General features: G+C 70.1%; 16 protein-coding genes. 8 read left to right on the top strand and 8 right to left on the bottom strand.

Translation table 11 applies throughout. The features are described from left to right. Positions 1-75 precede the first annotated feature (75 nt). A complete protein-coding gene (locus NUG21_RS08480) occupies positions 76-2,328 on the top strand; it encodes a beta-glucosidase family protein (protein ID WP_263392804.1) in 2,253 nt (750 codons plus the stop codon). 176 nt (positions 2,329-2,504) lie between these two features. Then, positions 2,505-3,398 carry an endonuclease/exonuclease/phosphatase family protein gene (locus NUG21_RS08475; RefSeq protein WP_263392803.1) on the top strand — a complete coding sequence of 298 codons (894 nt, stop codon included), beginning with the start codon at positions 2,505-2,507 and terminating at the stop codon, positions 3,396-3,398. A gap of 499 nt (positions 3,399-3,897) precedes the next feature. Here NUG21_RS08475 and NUG21_RS08470 read toward each other — a convergent pair whose 3' ends face one another. After that, positions 3,898-4,509: a superoxide dismutase gene (locus NUG21_RS08470; protein WP_160945990.1), complete on the bottom strand. Its 612-nt coding sequence runs from the start codon at positions 4,507-4,509 to the stop codon at positions 3,898-3,900. A 295-nt stretch (positions 4,510-4,804) separates the two neighbouring features. Here NUG21_RS08470 and NUG21_RS08465 point away from each other — a divergent pair, with 295 nt between their 5' ends. Beyond that, a complete protein-coding gene (locus NUG21_RS08465) occupies positions 4,805-5,275 on the top strand; it encodes a guanyl-specific ribonuclease (protein WP_263392802.1) in 471 nt (156 codons plus the stop codon). Then, on the top strand, positions 5,272-5,715 hold the full coding sequence (locus NUG21_RS08460) for a barstar family protein (RefSeq protein ID WP_242084613.1): 444 nt from the start codon (positions 5,272-5,274) through the stop codon (positions 5,713-5,715). Before NUG21_RS08465 ends, NUG21_RS08460 begins: the two co-directional genes overlap by 4 nt. Positions 5,716-5,996: 281 nt before the next feature. On the opposite strand, the gene NUG21_RS08455 is transcribed toward NUG21_RS08460, so the two are convergent. Continuing rightward, a complete protein-coding gene (locus tag NUG21_RS08455; RefSeq protein ID WP_160945987.1) occupies positions 5,997-7,892 on the bottom strand; it encodes an ATP-binding cassette domain-containing protein in 1,896 nt (631 codons plus the stop codon). Between the two features lie 318 nt (positions 7,893-8,210). Between NUG21_RS08455 and dbpA the strand changes: the two genes are divergently transcribed. Both dbpA and NUG21_RS08445 read left to right on the top strand, forming a co-directional pair. Next, positions 8,211-9,587 (top strand): ATP-dependent RNA helicase DbpA, encoded by a 1,377-nt coding sequence (gene dbpA / locus NUG21_RS08450; protein ID WP_242084608.1) that lies wholly within the window; start codon positions 8,211-8,213, stop codon positions 9,585-9,587. Further along, on the top strand, positions 9,584-10,102 hold the full coding sequence (locus tag NUG21_RS08445) for a DUF6985 domain-containing protein (protein WP_263392801.1): 519 nt from the start codon (positions 9,584-9,586) through the stop codon (positions 10,100-10,102). Before dbpA ends, NUG21_RS08445 begins: the two co-directional genes overlap by 4 nt. Positions 10,103-10,164: 62 nt before the next feature. On the opposite strand, the gene NUG21_RS08440 is transcribed toward NUG21_RS08445, so the two are convergent. Genes NUG21_RS08440 through NUG21_RS08430 form a run of 3 tightly spaced genes read right to left on the bottom strand, consistent with a single transcriptional unit; the run spans position 10,165 to position 15,045 of the window. Beyond that, positions 10,165-10,704: an adenine phosphoribosyltransferase gene (locus NUG21_RS08440; protein WP_242084604.1), complete on the bottom strand. Its 540-nt coding sequence runs from the start codon at positions 10,702-10,704 to the stop codon at positions 10,165-10,167. A 48-nt stretch (positions 10,705-10,752) separates the two neighbouring features. Further along, on the bottom strand, positions 10,753-13,878 hold the full coding sequence (locus NUG21_RS08435; protein ID WP_263392800.1) for an efflux RND transporter permease subunit: 3,126 nt from the start codon (positions 13,876-13,878) through the stop codon (positions 10,753-10,755). Between the two features lie 6 nt (positions 13,879-13,884). Next, positions 13,885-15,045, bottom strand: a complete 1,161-nt coding sequence (locus tag NUG21_RS08430) for an efflux RND transporter periplasmic adaptor subunit (RefSeq protein ID WP_263392799.1) — start codon at positions 15,043-15,045, stop codon at positions 13,885-13,887. Positions 15,046-15,188: 143 nt separating this feature from the next. Between NUG21_RS08430 and NUG21_RS08425 the strand changes: the two genes are divergently transcribed. Then, positions 15,189-15,812, top strand: coding sequence for a TetR/AcrR family transcriptional regulator (locus NUG21_RS08425; RefSeq protein ID WP_263392798.1), 624 nt, complete (start codon positions 15,189-15,191; stop codon positions 15,810-15,812). 19 nt (positions 15,813-15,831) lie between these two features. Here NUG21_RS08425 and NUG21_RS08420 read toward each other — a convergent pair whose 3' ends face one another. Beyond that, positions 15,832-17,403, bottom strand: coding sequence for a protein adenylyltransferase SelO (locus tag NUG21_RS08420; protein WP_263392797.1), 1,572 nt, complete (start codon positions 17,401-17,403; stop codon positions 15,832-15,834). 262 nt (positions 17,404-17,665) lie between these two features. Between NUG21_RS08420 and NUG21_RS08415 the strand changes: the two genes are divergently transcribed. Beyond that, positions 17,666-18,559: an alpha/beta hydrolase gene (locus NUG21_RS08415; RefSeq protein WP_160945980.1), complete on the top strand. Its 894-nt coding sequence runs from the start codon at positions 17,666-17,668 to the stop codon at positions 18,557-18,559. Between the two features lie 33 nt (positions 18,560-18,592). Here the strand turns inward: NUG21_RS08415 and NUG21_RS08410 are convergent, their stop codons facing one another. Both NUG21_RS08410 and NUG21_RS08405 read right to left on the bottom strand, forming a co-directional pair. Then, entirely contained in the window at positions 18,593-19,282 is a 690-nt protein-coding gene (locus NUG21_RS08410; protein ID WP_160945979.1) for a glutathione S-transferase family protein, read from the bottom strand. A 207-nt stretch (positions 19,283-19,489) separates the two neighbouring features. Continuing rightward, a complete protein-coding gene (locus tag NUG21_RS08405; protein ID WP_019796342.1) occupies positions 19,490-19,699 on the bottom strand; it encodes a cold-shock protein in 210 nt (69 codons plus the stop codon). Positions 19,700-19,992: the final 293 nt, after the last annotated feature.

Below are 19,992 nucleotides of genomic sequence, written 5' to 3'. Positions count from 1 at the left end.
GCGCGGTTCCACTCTCCCCCCGACTCCCCCGATGCGCCTTCCCTTCATCTGCTTAGAGAGGCTGTTCGCCCCGATATGAAAACGTTTACAGGATCCCTTTGCCTGACCCTCGCGCTGGCCGCGCCCGCCACCGCCGCGCCGCCGGCGACCGCCGCGCGCGCAGCCTCCGCGCCGCACGCCAGCGCCGCTGCGCAGCGCCCGTGGAACGACCGCAGCCTGTCGCCGGACCGGCGCGCCACGTTGTTGGTGCAGGCAATGACCCCGGACGAGAAGTTCCAGATGCTGCACAGCTACTTCGGCCTGGGGAAGGACGGCGGCCCGCGGCCGCCTGGCGCGGTCGGATCGGCCGGCTATGTGCCGGCGGTCGAACGCCTGGGCATTCCTGCGCAGCAGTTGGCCGATGCCGGCGTCGGCGTGACCAACCCCGGCAACATCCGCCCTGGCGACCACGCCACCGCGATGCCGTCCGGTCCTGCCACCGCCGCCACCTGGAACCGCGAACTGGCCTTCGCCGGTGGCGCCACCATGGGCCGCGAGGCCTGGCAGCAGGGCTTCAACGTGCTGCTGGCCGGCAGCGTCAACCTGCAGCGCGACCCGCGCAACGGCCGCAACTTCGAGTACGCCGGCGAGGATCCGCTGCTGGCCGGCGTGCTGGTCGGCGAATCGATCCGCGGCGTGCAGAGCCAGCACGTGGTCTCGACCATGAAGCACTTCGCGATGAACGACCTGGAGACCGGGCGCAACACCCACAGCGCCGACATCGGCGAGCAGGCCATGCACGAGTCGGATCTGCTGGCCTTCGAGCTGGCGCTGAAGATCGGCCAGCCCGGCTCGGTGATGTGCTCCTACAACCGCATCAACGGCGTGTACGGCTGCGAGCACGACTACCTGCTCAACCAGGTGCTGAAGCGGGAATGGAAGTTCCCCGGCTACGTGATGTCCGACTGGGGCGGCGTGCACAGCGGGTCCAAGGCGGCGCTGGCCGGCCTGGACCAGCAGTCGGCCGGCGAAGTGTTCGACAAGGCGGTGTACTTCGACCAGCCGCTGCGTATGGCGGTGGCCGCCGGCACCGTGCCGCAGGCGCGCCTGGACGACATGGTCAAGCGCATCCTGCGCGCGTTTTTCGCTACCGGCAGCTTCGACAACCCGCCGCAGCACCAGCCGATCGACGACGCCGCCGGCGGCCTGGCCGCGCAGCGCGTGGTCGAGGAAGGCACGGTGCTGTTGCGCAACGAAGGCAAGCTGCTGCCGCTGTCGCGCAACCTGCGCCGCATCGCGGTGATCGGCGGGCATGCCGACAAGGGCGTGATCGGCGGCGGCGGCTCGTCGATGGTCGGCGTCACCGTCAACGGCGGCAACGCGGTGCCGGGCATCGCCCCGACCACCTGGCCGGGCCCGGTGATGTTCCATCCATCCTCGCCGCTGCAGGCGCTGCGCAAGGCCCTGCCCGACGCGCAGATCGACTACGCCAGCGGCGATGACCCGGCCGCGGCGGCCAAGCTGGCGCGCGAGGCCGAAGTGGCCATCGTGTTCGCCACGCAGTGGTCGGCCGAGTCGGTGGACCTGCCGGACATCAGCTTGCCCGACAAGCAGGACGCGCTGATCGCGGCGGTGGCCAAGGCCAATCCGAAGACGGCGGTGGTCCTGGAGACCAACGGCCCGGTGGCGATGCCGTGGCTGCAGCAGGTGCCGGCGGTGCTGGAGGCCTGGTACCCGGGCATCCGCGGCGGCGAAGGCCTGGCGCGGCTGCTGCTGGGCGAGGTCAACCCGTCCGGGCGCCTGCCGGTGACCTGGCTGCGCGACGTGTCGCAACTGCCGCGGCCGTCGATTCCCGGCCTGGGCTTCAAGCCGGCGCAACCGCCGGGCAGCAGCGTCGACTACACCATCGAAGGCGCCAACGTCGGCTACCGCTGGTTCGCCGCGCGCGGCCTGGAGCCGGTGTATCCGTTCGGCTATGGCCTGTCCTACACCACGTTCGCCTACGCCAACTTCAAGGTGCAGGCCGACGGTAGCCGCGTCGTCGCCAGCTTCGACGTGCGCAACACCGGCGATCGCGAAGGTGCCGACGTGCCGCAGCTGTACCTGCGCCTGCCACAGGGCCACCACACCCCGATCCGCTTAGTCGGCTGGGACAAGGTGATGCTCAAGCCGGGCGAGAGCCGCCACGTCAGCATCGTCGCCGAGCCCAAGACCCTGGCCGACTTCGATCCGAAGAAGCGCCACTGGCATATCGCCGCCGGCGACTACGAGCTGCTGCTGGGTCGTTCGGCGACGCAGGTGGAGGCGCGCGCGCCGCTGCATCTGCAGGGCGGCGTGCTGCAGCACTGAGCAAGGGCCGCAGCGCCGACGCCGCGTCCCGCTTCCCGTCCCGCCTCCGCGCCTGCGCGCCGGAGGCGGGGCGATATGCGCGAGTGCCACCTGCGCCGCAGCGATTGTGTGGCGGCTGCCGCAGCACCGCTGGCTGTATACGCAACCCTGAGACCCTGCGCCGTAGCATCGCCCGCATGACTCCCCGCGTCTTCCGATGGCATCGCACCGGCTGGCTGTTGCTGGCCGTGGCCGCATTGGCACAGGCGCACGTGGCGGCGGATGCGGCGCCCGCGGTCTCCGCAACGCCGGGCCCTCCCCTCACCGTGGTCACCCTCACCCTCGCCGGCGATCCACGCCAGGCGCAGGACGGCGACGACTGGAGCGCGCGCCGCGAGCGGATCGTCGAGGCCCTGCAGCGCCTGCATCCCGACGCCGTCGCGCTGCAGGAGGTGCTGCAGACGCCGGAGCTGCCGAACCAGGCGCAATGGCTGGCCGCGCGCTTGGGCTACCACTGCCATTTCATCAGCCCCGATCCGCCGAGCCGGCCGCAACGCCGCGGCAATGCGCTGCTGACCCGCCTGCCGGTGCTGGAGGAAGCCGAAACCCTGCTGCATCCGCTGGAGGACTACAGCGTGGCCGGCCTGGTGCGGGTGGATCTGCATGGGCAGCCGGTGAACCTGTACTTCACCCGCCTGCACGCCGCGCGCGACGGTGGCGCCAGCCGTCGCGAACAGGCCGAGGATCTGATGGCATGGATCGATGCCACCGCCGAGGACGTGCCGTCGGTGCTGGCCGGCGGCTTCTTTGCCGCCGCGCGCGCGCCCGCCCTGGCGCCGCTGGCGGCCCGCTTCGAGGACGCCAGCGTGCGCGGCGAGGCGGCGCGCAACCGGATCGACGTGCGTGCGCGTGCACCCGGCACGGCGGCGGCCGCGGACCATGTGTTCTTCGAACGCGGCCACTTCCGTCCCGTGCACGGCGCACGCCTGTTCGCGCCGGCGCCGGAGCTGCCCCCAGCCGGCACGCGCGGCTTGCTGATGGTGCTGCAGCCGCTCGACCAGATACCGACATCGCTGCAACCGGCGCCGTAGCGGACGGCAAGCTGGGCGCGTTCCTGCGCCGCGCGATCACGGCCGTGCGATGCGGCGGATGGGATGGACCGGCATCGACATGGCATCGGCCCGGAGCGATCGGGCACCACTGATGCCATGCGTTCGTCACGCATCGCTGCATCTGTTGTAGGAGCGGCTTCAGCCGCGACGGGCATTCCCGGTAACGCCCGTCGCGGCTGAAGCCGCTCCTACAAGTGGCCCTTTGTCGTTGTTTGCGCTGCCCTGAAGCCGCTCCTACGCATGTACACCCAGGTTTTAGCGGTGCCCTGGCGACGCAGCAACACAAGCGGTCACCGATGCGGCGCAGACCGCCATCGCTGCGAAGCAGCCTGCGCACGCGCGCGAAGGCGACGTACCAAGCTGCCTTTCTTTGCCTCGCAGCCACACCCCGTCCGCACCTCCAGCGCATCTGTCTGGTATCCACACAAAAAAGGCCGGGCGAACCCGGCCTTTTTCATTTCGCGATGCTGGCGCGCGATCAGCCGATCGCGGCGTGGTAGCGGCGCTCCACTTCCTTCCAGTCGACCACGTTGAAGAACGCACCGATGTAGTCCGGACGGCGGTTCTGGTACTTCAGGTAGTAGGCGTGTTCCCACACGTCCAGGCCCAGGATCGGCGTGTTGCCCTCGAACAGCGGGCTGTCCTGGTTGGCGGTGCTCTCGACCACCAGCTTCTTGTCGGGGGTGACGCTGAGCCAGGCCCAGCCGCTGCCGAAGCGCGTCAGCGCGGCCTTGGTGAAGGCGTCCTTGAACTTGTCGAAGCCGCCCAGTTCGCTGTCGATGGCCTTGGCGACGTCGCCGCTGGGGGCGCCGCCGGCGTTGGGCGCCATCACCGTCCAGAACAGCGAGTGGTTGGCATGGCCGCCGCCGTTGTTGCGCACCGGACCCTGCAGGTTCTCCGGCAGCGACTTCAGCTTGGACACCAGCGCCTCGATCGGCAGATCGGCGTACTCGGTGCCTTCCAGCGCGGCGTTGACGTTGTTGATGTAGGTCTGGTGATGCTTGGTGTGATGGATCTCCATCGTCTGTGCATCGATGTGCGGTTCCAGCGCGTCGTAGGCGTAGGGCAACTTGGGGAGGGTGTAGGCCATGCGGTTCTCCTGGACTTTCGCCGTCGAAAGGACGAGCGTTGCGTGAGCAATGGTAGGGACGGTCGGCGGCCTTACCAAGGGCGCGGCCGGGGAAACATCGTCCCATCCCGCGGTGGCGGTGCCGGCCGGCCTTGCGAATCGGCGCCTACCATGCCCCACGCCCCGGTTAGTCGGATGTGAATCGCCTGCGTCACCGGCATGACCGGCGGCGTTTAGAGCCGGAACAGGCAGGCCGGCCCATACTGTGCGCGATGGCGCCATGCCGCGCGCCGCTGCCGTTCCTGCAGGAGAGTCCATGCGCAAGCCCGTGCTGTTGATCGCCGCCATCGTGTTGCTGGTGGGCGGGCTGTGGGGCATCCGCGGGCTGCAGCATCCGCCGCACCAGCAGTTCGCGCCCTCGCTCGACGCGGCCGCACAGGCGCCCTACACCGCGCCCGGCAGATCCGCGCCCGCAGCCGACGCGGCATCGCCCGACCTGCCGGCGTTCCTGCCGCCCGAGGCACGCGCCACGGTGGCGCTGATCCTGCGCGGCGGGCCGTTCCCGCATCGCCAGGATGGCAGCGTGTTCGGCAACCGCGAGAACCGGCTGCCGGCGCAACCGCGCGGCTACTACCGTGAATACACCGTCGATACCCCAGGCCTGTCGCATCGCGGCGCGCGCCGCATCGTCACCGGCGGCGCGCCGCCGCAGGTCTGGTACTACAGCGACGATCACTACGCCAGTTTCCGCAGCTTCCAGGTGGGCGGTGCGAGGCCGGCGCCGTGAGCGGCTTCCCGTTCGCACTGAATTTGGCCGAGCCCGCCGCTTCCGGCGTCTACCGCGTGGCCAACCGCGACCTGGACAGCGTCGCCGCGCTGGCCCGCGACGCCGGCCTGCGGCTGTGCCGGATCGACCTGCACGGCTGCACCGGCAAGGCCATGCTGCTGATGCGGCTGGCCGCGCAACTGGACTTTCCGCCCGGCTTCGGCCGCAACTGGGACGCGCTCACCGATGGCCTGCGCGACCTGTCCTGGCTGCCCTCGCCGCGCGGCTATGCGCTGCTGCTGGAGGACGCCGGACAGTTGCAGACCGTGGCGCAGCCGGCATTCGACGTGCTGCTGGAGATCCTCGACGACGTCGCCCGCGAGTGGGCGCAGGACGGCGTCAGCTTCGTCGCGTTCGTGGGTGGCAGCGAGGAACCGGAAGCGCCTGCGGAGTCCGACTGAGCGCAATGCGTAGGAGCGGCTTCAGCCGCGACCGGCCGTCGGAGCGACCGCCATCGCGACCGGCGTGCGAACTGACGCCATTGCTCACTATTGGTGGCACAGGCACATCCGTGGACGCGAGCCTGCGCGCACATCGTGTAAGAGCGGCGTCAGCCGCGACTGCATTCACCGGGAACGCCCGTCGCGGCTGAAGCCGCTCCTACGACGAGCGCACACGCGGCGCTCCAGCCGGAGCCGCCTAGCAGTGGCGGCTGCCGTTCCGGGCCCCGGGTCCCGGCCTTTCAGCCGTCCAGTTCGCTCCACCGCGCATACGCCGCATCCAGGTCCGCCTGCGCCTGGCTCAGCGCCTGCGTGTGCGCGTTCACCGCCGCCGCGTCGCGCTGATAGAACGCCGGGTCGGTCATCGCCTCGGTCAGCGCCGCGACCTGCTGTTCCAGCGTTTCGATCCGCGCCGGCAACTGCTCCAGTTCGCGCGCGTCCTTGTAGCTGAGCTTGCGCTTGGCCGGTGCGGACGCGGGCGCCGCAGCCGCCGCCACCGGCGTGGTCGCCGCGGCGGTGGCCGAAGCCTTGGCCACCGCCATCGCGCTGGCCGGCGCCGCCGGGCGCTGGCGCACCCAGTCGCTGTAGCCGCCGACGTATTCGCCGATGCGGCCGTCGCCTTCCATGACCATGGTCGAGGTCACCACGTTGTCGATGAAGTCGCGGTCGTGGCTGACCAGCAACAAGGTGCCGCTGTAGTCGCCGAGCAGTTCTTCCAGCAGCTCTAGGGTTTCCACGTCCAGGTCGTTGGTCGGTTCGTCCATCACCAACAGGTTGGACGGCTGCGCGAACAGCCGCGCCAGCAGCAGGCGGTTGCGCTCGCCGCCGGACAGGCGGGTGATCGGCGCGCGCGCGCGTTCCGGGGTGAACAGGAAATCCTGCAGGTAGGCATGCACGTGCTTGCGCTTGCCGTTGACCTCGATGAAGTCGCGGCCCTCGGCCACGTTCTCGATCGCGCTCCAGTCCTCGCGCAGGGTGGCGCGGTACTGGTCGAAATACGCCACCTGCAGGTTGGTGCCGGCGCGCACTTCGCCCTGATCCGGGGTCAGTTCGCCCAGCAGCAGCTTCAGCAGCGTGGTCTTGCCGCTGCCGTTGGGGCCGATCAGGCCGATGCGGTCGCCGCGCAGGATGGTGGTGGAAAAATCGCGCACCATGCTGCGCGCGCCGAAGGCGAAACCCAGGTCCTTGGCCTCGATCACCTTCTTGCCGGAGGATTCGCCTTGCGCCGCCTCCATGCGCACGTTGCCGCCGAGTTCGCGGCGCTGGGTGCGCTCGCGGCGCATCGCTTCCAATCGCCGCACCCGGCCCTCGTCGCGGGTACGCCGCGCCTTGATGCCCTGGCGGATCCACACTTCTTCCTGCGCCAGCAGCTTGTCGAAGCGCGCGTTTTCCTGCGCCTGCGCATTGAGCCGCTCCTCGCGGCGGCGCTCGTAGTTGGCCCAGTCGCCCGGCCAGCTGCTGACCTGGCCACGGTCGATCTCGACGATGCGCGTGGCCAGGGCACGCAGGAAGCGCCGGTCGTGGGTGACGAACACCACACTGCCGTTCCAGCCCTTGAGGAAGCCTTCCAGCCAGTCGATGGCCTCGATGTCCAGGTGGTTGGTCGGTTCGTCCAGCAACAGCAGGTCCGGCGACGACACCAGCGCCCGCGCCAGCAGCACGCGGCGCTTCATGCCGCCGGACAGCCGCGCGAACTCGGCATCGCCGTCCAGCTCCAGGCGGGTCAGGGTCTCGTTGACCCGCTGATCCAGGGCCCAGCCGTCGGCCGCATCGATCTTCGACTGCACCGCGCCCAGCGCATCGCCGTCGAACTCGGCCGCATGGCTGAGCCGGTGGAACTCGGCCAGCCAATGGCCAAGCGCGCCGAGGCCGTCGGCGACCACGTCGAACACACTGCCGGCAGCGCCGTGCGGCACCTCCTGTTCCAGCCGCGCGATGCGCACGCCCTGCTGGACCCGGACCTCGCCGTCGTCGGGCTTGAGCTCGCCGGCGATCAGTTTCATCAACGTGGATTTGCCAGCGCCGTTGCGGCCGATCAGGGCGATCCGTTCGCCCGGCTCGATCGTCAGGTCGGTCTTTTCCAGCAACAAGGGGCCGCCGACGCTGTAGTCGAGGTTCTGCAGAGTGATAAGAGGCATCGCAGCATTGTACGTGGATGCGCCCGTCGCCGAAGCCGAACGCGTGCCGTCCTGCCCGTCAGCCACCGGCGCCGCCCAGCGCATCGCGCTGGAGCGGATCGGGGCGCGGTTCGGCGAGGATGCCTGCAACACGCCGGTCGACGCCTCGTGGAACGCGCCTCTCGCCACAAGCACGACAGGCTCGGCCGGGCGCCTGTCGCGGCTAAAGCCGCTCCTACGACCAGCGACTGAGCACCGCGCGACGCCCAGCACGCGCCGGACCACCCAATCCCGAATCCCCACTCCCGAATCCCGGCCTCTCACCGGCTAAAATGCCGCATGACCGATTTCGCCACCCTCTCCCTCTCCCCGGCGCTCGCGCCCGGCATCGATGCGCTCGGCTACACCAGCATGACCCCGGTGCAGGCGCAGAGCCTGCCGCCGATCCTGGCCGGACGCGATGCGATCGTGCAGGCGCCCACCGGCAGCGGCAAGACCGCCGCGTTCGGCCTGGGCCTGCTGCACAAGCTGGATCCGGCGCTGAGCCGCGCGCAGGCGCTGGTGCTGTGCCCGACCCGCGAACTGGCCGATCAGGTCGGCAAGCAGTTGCGCAAGCTCGCCACCGGCATTCCCAACATGAAACTGGTGGTGCTGACCGGCGGCATGCCGCTGGCGCCGCAGCTGGCCTCGCTGGAGGCACACGACCCGCAGGTGGTGGTCGGCACGCCCGGCCGCATCCAGGAGCTGGCGCGCAAGCGGGCACTGCATCTTGGCGGGGTGCGCACGCTGGTACTGGACGAGGCCGACCGCATGCTCGACATGGGCTTCGAGGAGCCGATCCGCGAGATCGCCAGCCGCTGCGACAAGCACCGGCAGAGCCTGCTGTTCTCGGCCACCTTCCCCGAGGCGATTCGTGCGCTGGCGCGCGACCTGCTCAAGGAACCGGCGGAGATCACCGTCGAGGGCGCCGACAGCGCGCCAGAGATCGACCAGCAGTTCTTCGAGGTCGATCCCACCTACCGGCAAAAGGCGGTCGCCGGCCTGCTGCTGCGCTTCACGCCCGAGTCCAGCGTGGTGTTCTGCAATACCCGCAAGGAGGTCGACGAGGTCGCCGGCTCGCTGCAGCAGTTCGGTTTCTCCGCGCTGGCGCTGCATGGCGACATGGAGCAGCGCGACCGCGACGAGGTGCTGGTGCGCTTCGTCAACCGCAGCTGCAACGTGCTGGTCGCCAGCGACGTGGCCGCGCGCGGGCTGGACGTGGAAGACCTGGCGGCGGTGATCAACTACGAACTGCCGACCGATAGCGAGACCTACCGCCACCGCATCGGCCGCACCGCGCGTGCCGGCAAGCACGGCCTGGCCCTGAGCCTGGTGGCGCCGCGCGAGACCGCGCGTGCGCAGGCGCTGGAGACCGAACAGGGCCAGCCGCTGCGCTGGTCGCGCGCGCCGCTGGCCACCGCACGGCCGGCGCAGTTGCCGCAGGCGGCGATGGTCACCCTGCGTATCGACGGCGGCAAGACCGACAAGCTGCGCCCCGGCGACATCCTCGGCGCGCTGACCGGCGATGCCGGGCTGTCCGGCGCGGCGATCGGCAAGATCGCCATCTACCCCACCCGCTCCTACGTCGCCATCGCCCGCGCCCACGCCGGCAAGGCGCTGGCGCAGCTGCAGGCCGGCAAGATCAAGGGCCGCCGGTTCCGCGTCGCCAAGCTGTGAGCACGACGGCGCAGATCCTGGCGTCGCTGCGCCCGGACGAGGACGGCAACCTCTGGAGCGAGGCGGTGCCGGTGCCGTGGATGCACGACACCTGCTGTTTCGTGCTGGAGGATTGCGACGCTGGCGAGGTGCCAGCGGACGCAGCTTCGGCCATCGAGACGTTCCTGCAGCTCGACGCCGCGGTGTTCGCCGCGGCGGCGCCGCACGTGTTCGCCTACTACCGGCACACGCAGGCGTTGTGCGCCAAGTACGGATGGCCGTCGCCGGAGATCTCCGGCCCCGCCGAGGTGTGGGCGCACGTGCAGTTCGGCAACGAGGCGTATGTCGACCGCCACCGCGACGGCCGCCTACGCATCAGCCTGGAATGCAATTGCGACTGGGAACAGGAACACGGTCTGCAGCTGGTGTTCGCCGACGACGGGCGGATCTGCAAGGTCGGTCCGTTCGATGGCCAGCTGAGCCATGCCGCCGCGCATGCCGACCCGGCGCTGGAGGATGTGATCTACCCATATTGAGCCGGCTGCCGGCGCGGGCGCGACCGATCACGGCCTCGCCCAGCGCCGCGCCAGCGTCGGCGTCAGTAGCGCAGCGGCGCGGTGAGCGGAATGTCCGCGGGCCAGCGCGCCCGCGCGCCGAGCCCGGCCAGTTCCACCAGCACCGTCGCCGCGACTACTTCGGCGCCCATCCGCTGCGCCAGCGCCAGCGCCGCCAGCAAGGTGCCGCCGGTGGCGAGGACGTCGTCGACCAGCAGCACGCGCATGCCCGGCTGCAGTGCATCGGCATGGATCTCGATGCGATCGCGGCCGTACTCCAGGCCATAGTCCTGGGCCAGGGTCTGCGCCGGCAGCTTGCCGGGCTTGCGCACCGGCACGAACCCGGTGCGCAGTTCGTGCGCCAGCGGCGCGCCGAGAATGAAGCCGCGCGCCTCGATGCCCAGCACCGCGTCCAGCGGGGTGCCGCGCCAGGGCTGGGCCAGCGCATCCAGGGCGGAGGCGAAATCCGGCCCGTCGGCGAGCAGCGGGGTGATGTCCTTGAACAGGATGCCGGGCTTGGGAAAGTCCGGCACATCGCGGATTCGGGTGGCCCAGGACAGTGGTTCGGCAACGGTATCGGTCATGGTCGCGCGTCCCGGCGAGCCGGGACGATCCAGTGAGGGCGTGCCATCCTACCCGCTGTGCGCCGGCCTTGCCGCATCCGCCGGGCTGCGCCGCAGCGCACGCCGCACCAGCACGAAGAACAGCGGCACCAGCAGCACCGCCAGCACGGTGCCGGTGACCATGCCGCCGATCACGCAGACGCCGATCTCGCGGCGGCTGGAGGCACCGGCGCCGGTGGACAGCGCCAGCGGCAGCACGCCGGCCACGAACGCCAGCGAGGTCATCACGATCGGCCGCAGGCGCAGCCGCGCGCCTTCCAGCGTCGCCTCCAGCAACGGCATGCCGGCGCGCTGCCGCGCTTCGGCGAACTCGACGATCAGGATCGCGTTCTTCGCCGACAGGCCGATCGTGGTCAACAGGCCGACCTGGAAATAGATGTCGTTGACGAAGCCGGCCAGCGTGGTCGCCAGCACCGTGCCGACCACACCCAGCGGGATCACCAGCAGCACCGCCACCGGGATCGACCAGCTCTCGTACAACGCCGCCAGGCACAGGAAAATGAACAGGATCGAGGCGGTGTACAGCCACAGCGTCTGGTTGCTGGACAACTGCTCCTGGTAGGACAGCCCGCTCCACTGCAGATCGAAGCCCTCCTGCTTGGCCACCAGCGCCTGCATCCGCTGCATCGCCTCGCCGGAACTGCTGCCGGCCGCCGCGCCGCCCTGGATCTGCGCCGCCGGCAGGCCGTTGAAGCGCTGCTGCAGCTGCGGGCCGCGCGTCCAGTGGGTGCTGGCGAAACTGGCGAACGGCGCCATCTGCCCGCCGCTGCCGCGCACGTACCACTGCGCGATGTCCTCCGGCAGCGCGCGGTACGGTGCATCGCCCTGCACGTACACGCGCTTGACCCGGCCGCGGTCGATGAAGTCGTTGACGTAGCTGCCGCCCCAGGCGGTGGCCAGGGTCGCGTTGATGTCGCTCTGCGCCAGCCCCAGCGCGCTGGCCTGCGCATGGTCGATGTCCACCTGCAGCTGCGCCTTGTCGCCCAGGCCGTTGAGCCGCACCGCGGTCAGCTGCGGATCGTCGCCGGCGGCCTTGAGCACCTGCTGCTGCGCCTTCAGCAGCGCCGCGCGGCCGGCGCCATCGCTGTCGCGGATCCACAGTTCGAAGCCGCTGGACTGGCCCAGGCCGCGCACCGCCGGCGGCGACAGCACGCTGATCTTGGCGTCGCCGACACCGCGGAAATGCGCGTTGGCGCGGTCGATGATGGCCTGCGCGGTGTTGTCGCGGTTGCGCTCGCCCCACGGCTTGAGCGCCACGAAGGCTTGGCCGGCGTTCTGCCCGGTGCCGGCGTTGTTGCGGCCCACCACCATGAAGATCGCGGTCAGGTTCGCCTTCTCGTGGGTCATGAAGTAGTCGCTGATGCGCTTGCCCAGGGCCTGGGTCTTGGCCAGCGGCGTGCCTTCCGGCGTGGTGAACTGGATCTGCACCTGGCCCTGGTCCTCCACCAGCAGGAAGCCGGTGGGCATGCGCATGTACAGCACGACCATCGCCAGCACCACCAGCGCATACAGCGCCAGCCAGCGCCGCGGCCGCTGCAGCACGGTGCCGAGGCGGCGCTGGTAGGCCTGCTGGCCGCGCTCGACGCTGCGGTTGAACCATTGGAAGAAGCGGCCAAGCTTGCGCTCCTGCTCCACCGGCTTGAGCAGGGTCGCGCACAGCGCCGGGGTCAGGGTCAGCGCGACCAGCGCCGACAGCGCCATGGCCGAGGCGATGGTGATCGAGAACTGCCGGTAGATGATGCCGGTGGAGCCGCCGAAGAACGCCATCGGCAGGAACACCGCGCCCAGCACCACGGTGATGCCGACCAGCGCGCCGGTGATCTCGCCCATCGAGCGCTCGGTGGCCTCGCGCGGCGGCAGATGCTCCTCGTGCATGATCCGCTCGACGTTCTCCACCACCACGATGGCGTCGTCGACCAGCAGGCCGATCGCCAGCACCATCGCGAACAGGGTCAGCGTGTTGATGGTGAAGCCGGCCGCGGCGAGGATGCCGAAGGTGCCCAGCAGCACCACCGGCACGGTGATCGCCGGGATCAGCGTGGCGCGGGCGTTCTGCAGGAACAGGAACATCACCACCACCACCAGCACGATCGCCTCGGCCAGGGTGTGCACCACGTTCTCGATCGAGATCCGCACGAACGGCGTGCTGTCGCGCGGATAGGCCACGTCCAGGCCCGGCGGGAAGGTCGGCTTGAGCCGTTCGATGGTGGCGTGGATCGCGTCGGAGGTGGCGATCGCATTGGCGCCGGCCGACAGCGTCACCGAGAAGCCGGAGGCCGGGTGGCCGTTGAGCGTGGCGTTGTTCTGGTAGTTCTCTGCGCCGATCTCCACCCGCGCCACGTCGCCCAGGCGCACGCTGGAACCGTCCGCGCGCGTGGCCAGGATGATCTGCCGGAACTGCTCGGGGGTCTGCAGCCGCGACTGCGCGGTGACCGTGGCGTTGAGTTCCTGCTCGGCACCGGTGGGCAACGCGCCGAGTTCGCCGGCAGTGACCTGGGTGTTCTGCGCCAGGATCGCGCTGCGCACGTCGCCCGGCATGAGCTGGTAGGCAGTGAGCTTGTGCGGGTCCAGCCACACCCGCATCGCGTACTGCGCGCCGAACACGTTGATCTCGCCGACGCCGTTGATGCGGCTGATCGGGTCCTGCAGGGTGCTGACCAGGTAGTCGGAGATGTCGACGTTGTCCATGCGGTCGGTGCGGTCGTAGATCGCCACCGCCATCAGGCTGTCGCCCTGCGACTTGGCCACGGTCACGCCCTGCTGCTGCACTTCCTGCGGCAGGCGGTTGAGCGCCTGGTTGACCGCGTTCTGCACCTGCACCTGGGCGATGTCGGGATTGGCCGCCTGGTCGAAGGTGATGCTGATCCGCGCCTGCCCGGACGAGGAACTGGTCGAGGAGAAGTACAGCAGGTGGTCGATGCCCTTGATCTGCTGTTCGATCACCTGGGTGACGCTGTCCTCCACGGTCTGCGCCGAGGCGCCGTTGTAGGTGGCGGTGACGTTGACCGAGGGCGGCGCGATGTCCGGGTACTGCTCGATCGGCAGGGTCAACACGGCGATGGCGCCGGCGGCCATGATGCAGATCGCCAGGACCCAGGCGAAGATCGGGCGGTGGATGAAGAAGCGCGGCAGCATGCCGGCTCAGCCCTGGCTGGTGGCAGGCGCGGCCGCGGCGGCGGTCTTCACCGTCACCTTGGCGCCGTCGCTGAGGCCTTGCCGGCCCGCGACCACCACCCGCTCGCCGGGCTTGAGGCCAGTGCCGACCAGCCATTGGTCGCCGACCGCGCGCAACGTGGTGAACTCGCGCTGGCGCACCACGTTGTCGGCGCCCACCACCCAGGCCACCGCCTCGCCGCGGGGGGTGCGGTCCACCGCGGCCTGCGGCACCAGCAGCGCCTGCTGGCGCACGCCCTGCCCGACCAGCGCGCGCACGTACATGCCCGGCAGCAGTTGCGCATCGGGATTGGGGAAACGCGCGCGCAGGGTCACCGCGCCGGTGGTCTCCTCCACGTCGAGGTCGGCGAATTCCAGCGTGCCCGGCAACGGGTACTCGGTGCCGTCGGACAGGGTCAGCCGCACCTGCGTGCTGGCTGGCTGCACGCCGCCGGCGGCGATCGCCCGGCGCAGCGCCAGGAACTGGTTGCCGGACTGGGTGATGTCCACGTTCATCGGATCCAGTTGCTGGATCTTGGCGATGGCGTCGCTCTGGTTGGCGGTGACCAGCGCGCCCGGCGTCACCCGCGCGCGGCCGATACGCCCGCCGATCGGCGCCAGCACCGTGGCGAAGCGCAGCTGCGTGCGGGCGGTGTCCAGCGCCGCGCGTTGCGCGTCGCGACTGGCCAGCGCCTGCTTGTAGGCGGCCTGTGCATCGTCCACATCCTGCTGCGCGGCCAGTTGGGACTTGCCGAGGGTGCGGTAGCGCTCGGCACGCAACGTGGCTGCGGCGAGCGTGGCCTCGGCGGTGGCCAGATTGGCCTGCGCCTGGTTGGCCGCGGCCTGGTACAGGGTGGGCTCGATCTGGAACAGCGGCTGCCCGGCGCGCACCGTGGCGCCTTCTTCGAACAGCCGCTGGCGCAGGATGCCGCTGACCTGCGGCCGCACCTCCGATTCTTCCGACGCGACGGTGCGCCCGGCCAGCTCCACGCTCAACGGCACGGGCTGCGGCTGCAGGGTCACCACCTCCACCGTCTTCGCGGCCGGCGTCGGGGCCTTGCCTCCGCCCTTGCAGCCGGCGAACGCGAGCACGACGGCGGACAGCAGCAACGGCAACGCGCAGCGGCGCTGGACGAGAGGCGCGGGCATGCGCTTGATCCTGGGGACGACGAGGAGGATCATTTAATTTACTCAAAGACAAAAAAACAAACATGAAGGGAGGCACAACCCTTCGCGGCAAGGAGGGGCGGTCAGCGGCCACGACGCCCGCGTCGTCGGCATCGGTCACGCCTGTGCGGCCGCGTGGCCGGCCGGCGCTGGCGCGACCGCGCCTGCTGGCGGCGGCGCGCACCCTGCTGCTGGAGCATGGGCTGGAGGTGTCGCTGGAACAGATCGCCAGCCAGGCCGGGTTGACCCGGCAAAGCCTGTACAACCATTTTTCCAGCAAGGCCGAGCTGTTGATGCAGGTATTCGAGGCCTTGAACGAGCAACTGCAGGCACGCTTCGAGAACATCGGCAGTGCCACCGCGCAGGATCTGCCCGCGACCCTGCGGCAGATCGCGGTGACCGTGCCGGCGCACCTTTACGCGCCCGACGCCCTGCGCCTGCATCGCCTGCTGGTGCAGGCCAGCGCGCAGATGCCGGACTTGCTGCAGTCGCTGCACCAACGCCGCGCCGGCCGCCTGCGCGAGCGCCTGGGCGCCTTGCTGCAGGCGCTGCACGCACGTGGCGACGTGCAGGTCGACACGCCCTTGCTCGCCGCCACCGCCTTCATCGGCGCCACCTTCGGCTACGCGTACCCCGGCGCGATGCTCAATGGGCAGGCGCCGGACGCGGCCACCCAGCAGGCGCTGGCGGAGGAAGTGGTGGCGACCTTCCTGGCCGCCTGGCGCTACCGCGGCGCGACGCCGCCCTGAGCGCACGCGCCGGTCCCGCTCAGGAACTGCACGACAGCATCGAACAACCGGCCCGCGTGCGCGCCCAGTCCGGACGCTTCGCCGCGAAGGCCTCGCGCCCTGGCTGCTCGTCATAGGGATGCCGCATCACCTCGAGCAGTTCGTCGATGCCGCCGGTGTCGCCCTGTTCGGCCCGATCGATCGCCTGCTGCGCCAGGTAGTTGCGCAGCACATAGCGCGGATTGGCTGCCCGCATCTTCTCCACGCGCACGGCGGCAGGCAACGGATCCTGCTGCAGCCGCTGCGCATAGCGCGCCAGCCAGGCCTCGAACGCCGGCGCCTGCGCCGCCCGCTTGGCGGGGTCATAGAACGCCTCGCCCAGCGCCGCCAGCGCCTGCGTCGGCGTCCACGGCTGCAGCGGCAACGCGCTCAGTCCGCGGAACCATAGGGTCATGTCGACCTCGCCCTGCTGCAGCAGGTCCAGCAGGTCGCGCATCAGCGCCAGGTCGGCGTCGCCGCACTCCTGCAGGCCGAGCTTGGCCGCGATGTTGTCGCGCTCGGCCTGCGCATAGTCGGCGCGGAACCGCTCCAGCCCGTCGTGCAGCGGCGCGACGTCGTCGAACAGCGGCGCCAGCGCCTGCGCCAGCCGTCCCAGGTTCCAGTACGCGACCTGCGGCTGGGTGCCGAAGCGGTAGCGGCGCCCCTGCGCATCGGTGGTATTGGGGGTCCACTCCGGATCGTAGTCGTCGATCCAGCCGTAGGGGCCGTAATCGATGGTCAGCCCCAGGATCGACATGTTGTCGGTGTTCATCACCCCGTGCACGAAGCCGACCCGCATCCAGTGCGCGACCATGCGCGCGGTGCGCGCGCAGATCTCGGCGAACCAGGCGGCATCGCGCGCGCCACCGGCGCCTTGCAGCTCCGGGAAATCGCGTGCGATCACCAGGTCGGCCAGGCGCCGCAGCAACGCGATGTCGCCGCGCGCGGCGGGCAGTTCGAAACTGCCGAAGCGCACGAACGAGGGCGCCACCCGGCACACCACCGCGCCCGGCTCGGCACGCGGATGGCCGTCGTAGAACATGTCGCGCACCACTGTCTCGCCGGTGCCGACCAGGCTCAGCGCGCGCGTGGTCGGCACGCCCAGGTGGTGCATGGCCTCGCTGCACAGGAACTCGCGGATCGAGGAACGCAGCACTGCACGGCCATCGGCGCCGCGCGAATACGGCGTGGGCCCGGCGCCCTTGAGCTGCAACTCCCAGCGCCGCCCGTCCACGCCCAGGGCCTCGCCCAGCGAGATCGCACGGCCGTCGCCAAGCTGCCCGGCCCAGTGCCCGAACTGGTGGCCACCGTAGTTGGCCGCATAGGGCTGCATGCCCGGATAGCGCGCATTGCCGGCGAACACCGCGGCGAACTGCGGCGACCGCACCTCCTGCTCGGACAGCCCGAGCGAGGCCGCCACCTCCGGCGAATACGCCAGCAACCGCGGCGCCGCCACCGGCGTCGGCTCGACCGGCGACCACAGCGCTCCCAGCACCTCGCGGCGCCGTGGCCCGGTTTCCGGATCGCCGGGCAGCTCGGCGACGAAACGATTGTCGAAACGCAAGGAAGACATGGGGCACAGCCTAGAAGTCGCAGCCTGCATTGGAAAGGCCGAAGAGTGAGCATACGGTGCACGCCCTGTGCCCCGCGCGCATTCCGAGCCCCTCTCCCCACGGGAGAGGGGTTGGGGTGAAGGTCCGACCGCCGCGAAGTCCCACCGCAAGTGCTGCAACCCCACCGCTTTTACCACTCCCCACTCCCGAATCCCCGCCCCACCTCCACTCGCCGCCGACACCCGCATCGGGCATGCTCCGCGCTCCTCTCCGGGATCGCCCATGTCCGACCGTCCGTCTCCGCCCCGCTGGCCCCGCAATGCCCTGATCGCCCTGTCCTCGCTGCTGGTCTCGGCCTGCAGCAGCCTGTTCTTCGGCGGCCTCAACGCCAGTTCCTCGCGGCACGGCCTCAGCGAACAACGCGGGATCGTCTACGACGCCGCGCACGGCCTGGCGCTGGACGTGTACCGCCCGGCCGGGGTGCAGCACGCGCCGGTGGTGGTGTTCTTTCACGGCGGCACCTGGAAGACCGGCAACCGCCAGAGCTACCGCTGGGCCGGCGAAGCGCTGGCGCGGCACGGCGTGGTCGCGATCGTGCCGGACTACCGCAAGTATCCGCAGGTGACCCTGGACGGCTTCATGCGCGACGCCGCCACCGCGGTGGCCTGGAGCCAGCGGCATGCCGTCGACTACGGCGGCGATCCGCAACGGCTGGTGCTGATGGGCCACTCCGCCGGCGCGCACATCGCCGCACTGCTGGCCACCGATGGCCACTGGCTGCAGGCGCAAGGCCTGTCGCCGCGGCAGCTGTGCGGCCTGGTCGGGCTGGCCGGCCCCTACGACTTCCTGCCGCTGACCGACCCGGACCTGATCGGCATGTTCGGCCAGGACCCGGCGCAGCAGCGGCGCTCGCAACCGGTGAACTTCGTCGACGGCGACGAGCCGCCGGCGCTGCTGCTGCACGGCGACGCCGACACGGTGGTGGAGCCGCACAACAGCCAGTCGCTGCAGGCCGCGCTGCAACGCGTCGGGGTGCCGGCGGAGCTGAAGACCTATCCCGGCGTCGGCCACATGCGCCTGGTGCTGGCGCTGCGCAAGGACGACCCGGCGCTGCCGGTCATGGCCGACAGCATCGCCTTCGTGCGCGCCTGCCCGGCGCGTCCCGCCGCGCCCTGACCCGGCCAGCGCCGCGACCGACGCACGCCAGGCTCAGTCCGCGCTGCCGAGCAACTCGAACGGGCCGCCCTGCTGCAGCGCGCGCTGGTAGGCGGGACGCTGCTCGATCCGCTGCACGAACCCGGCCAGGTTCGGATGCGTCTGCAGGCCGATCCGCGCCGCCGCGGCCTGCACCGGGAAGCTCATCTGCACGTCCGCGGCGGTGAAGCGGTCGCCGGCGAACCAGCCGGTCTCGGCCAGCTCGCGCTCCATCCAGTCCAGGTGCAGGCGCACCTGCGGCCCGACGAAGCCACGCATCGCCTTGTCGACGATGGCCTTGGCGATCGGCCGGGCGAAGAACGGCATCTTCGCCGAGCGGATCCGCCCGAACACCAGGCTCATCAGCAGCGGCGGCATCGCCGAGCCCTCGGCGTAGTGCATCCAGTAGCGGTAACGCAGGCGCTCCGGCGAATCCAGCGGCTGCGGCGCCGGCGACAGCGTGCAGCCGGTGTCGTAGCGATCCACCAGATAGTCCAGGATGGCCCCGGACTCGGCCAGGACATGACCGTCGTCCACCAGCACCGGCGACTTGCCGAGCGGATGGATGGCGCGCAGTTCCGGCGGCGCCAGCATGGTCTTGGGATCGCGCTGGTACTTGACCACCTGGTACGGCAGCGCCAGTTCCTCCAGCAACCACAGCACGCGCTGCGACCTGGACTGGTTGAGGTGATGCACGGTGATCATGGCGACGGCTCCGGAACTCGGGGGCGGCCATGGTAGCCGGATGCAGGTGTGAACCCGCGCATGCAGGCGTATCGCCGCTGCGCCTGCGACATGGCCGCGGTGCCGCCGCAGGCGACGCGACCGATGCCCGAGACAACCGATCGCCCAAACAAAAACGCCGGAAGCTTGCGCTTCCGGCGTCTGGCAACCTTGCGGTGGCGGGCGTCCTTAGACGGCCTGCACCTGGTCAGCCTGCATACCCTTCTGGCCCTGCACGGCGACGAAGGTCACCTTCTGGCCTTCCTGCAGCGACTTGAAGCCGGTGCCCTGAATGGCACGGAAGTGCACGAACAGGTCCGGGCCGCTTTCCGGGGTGATGAAGCCGAAGCCCTTGGCATCGTTGAACCACTTCACGGTACCGTTCTGACGATCAGACATTGCTAACTCCTGAAACATTGAATTGAAGAAATCGCAGCCATCGGAAATCGAGGCCGAGACTGAGTTGCAGGCGTTAGTAAAGCGAGCGGAACGATGAAGTGGATCGCGAGATCTACTGCACCAAGCCACGATTCACGGTGACTCTAGCAAACACAGTGGGGTCACCATACGCGGGTCGCGGTCAAAAAGCGACATGTTTGTGTAGACAAACCGGGATCCACCACAAGGAAGCTGAACCCAACCCTAAAGTTAGCGCCAGCGCGGCCGATCCGCCTGCCGATCCGCGGAAACTG

Origin of the sequence: Xanthomonas sp. CFBP 8445 (genome assembly GCF_025666235.1) — a bacterium.
GTDB classification, from domain to species: domain Bacteria; phylum Pseudomonadota; class Gammaproteobacteria; order Xanthomonadales; family Xanthomonadaceae; genus Xanthomonas_A; species Xanthomonas_A indica.
Note: the sequence above shows the minus strand (reverse complement) of the source record. Positions and strands in the feature narration are given on the sequence as shown.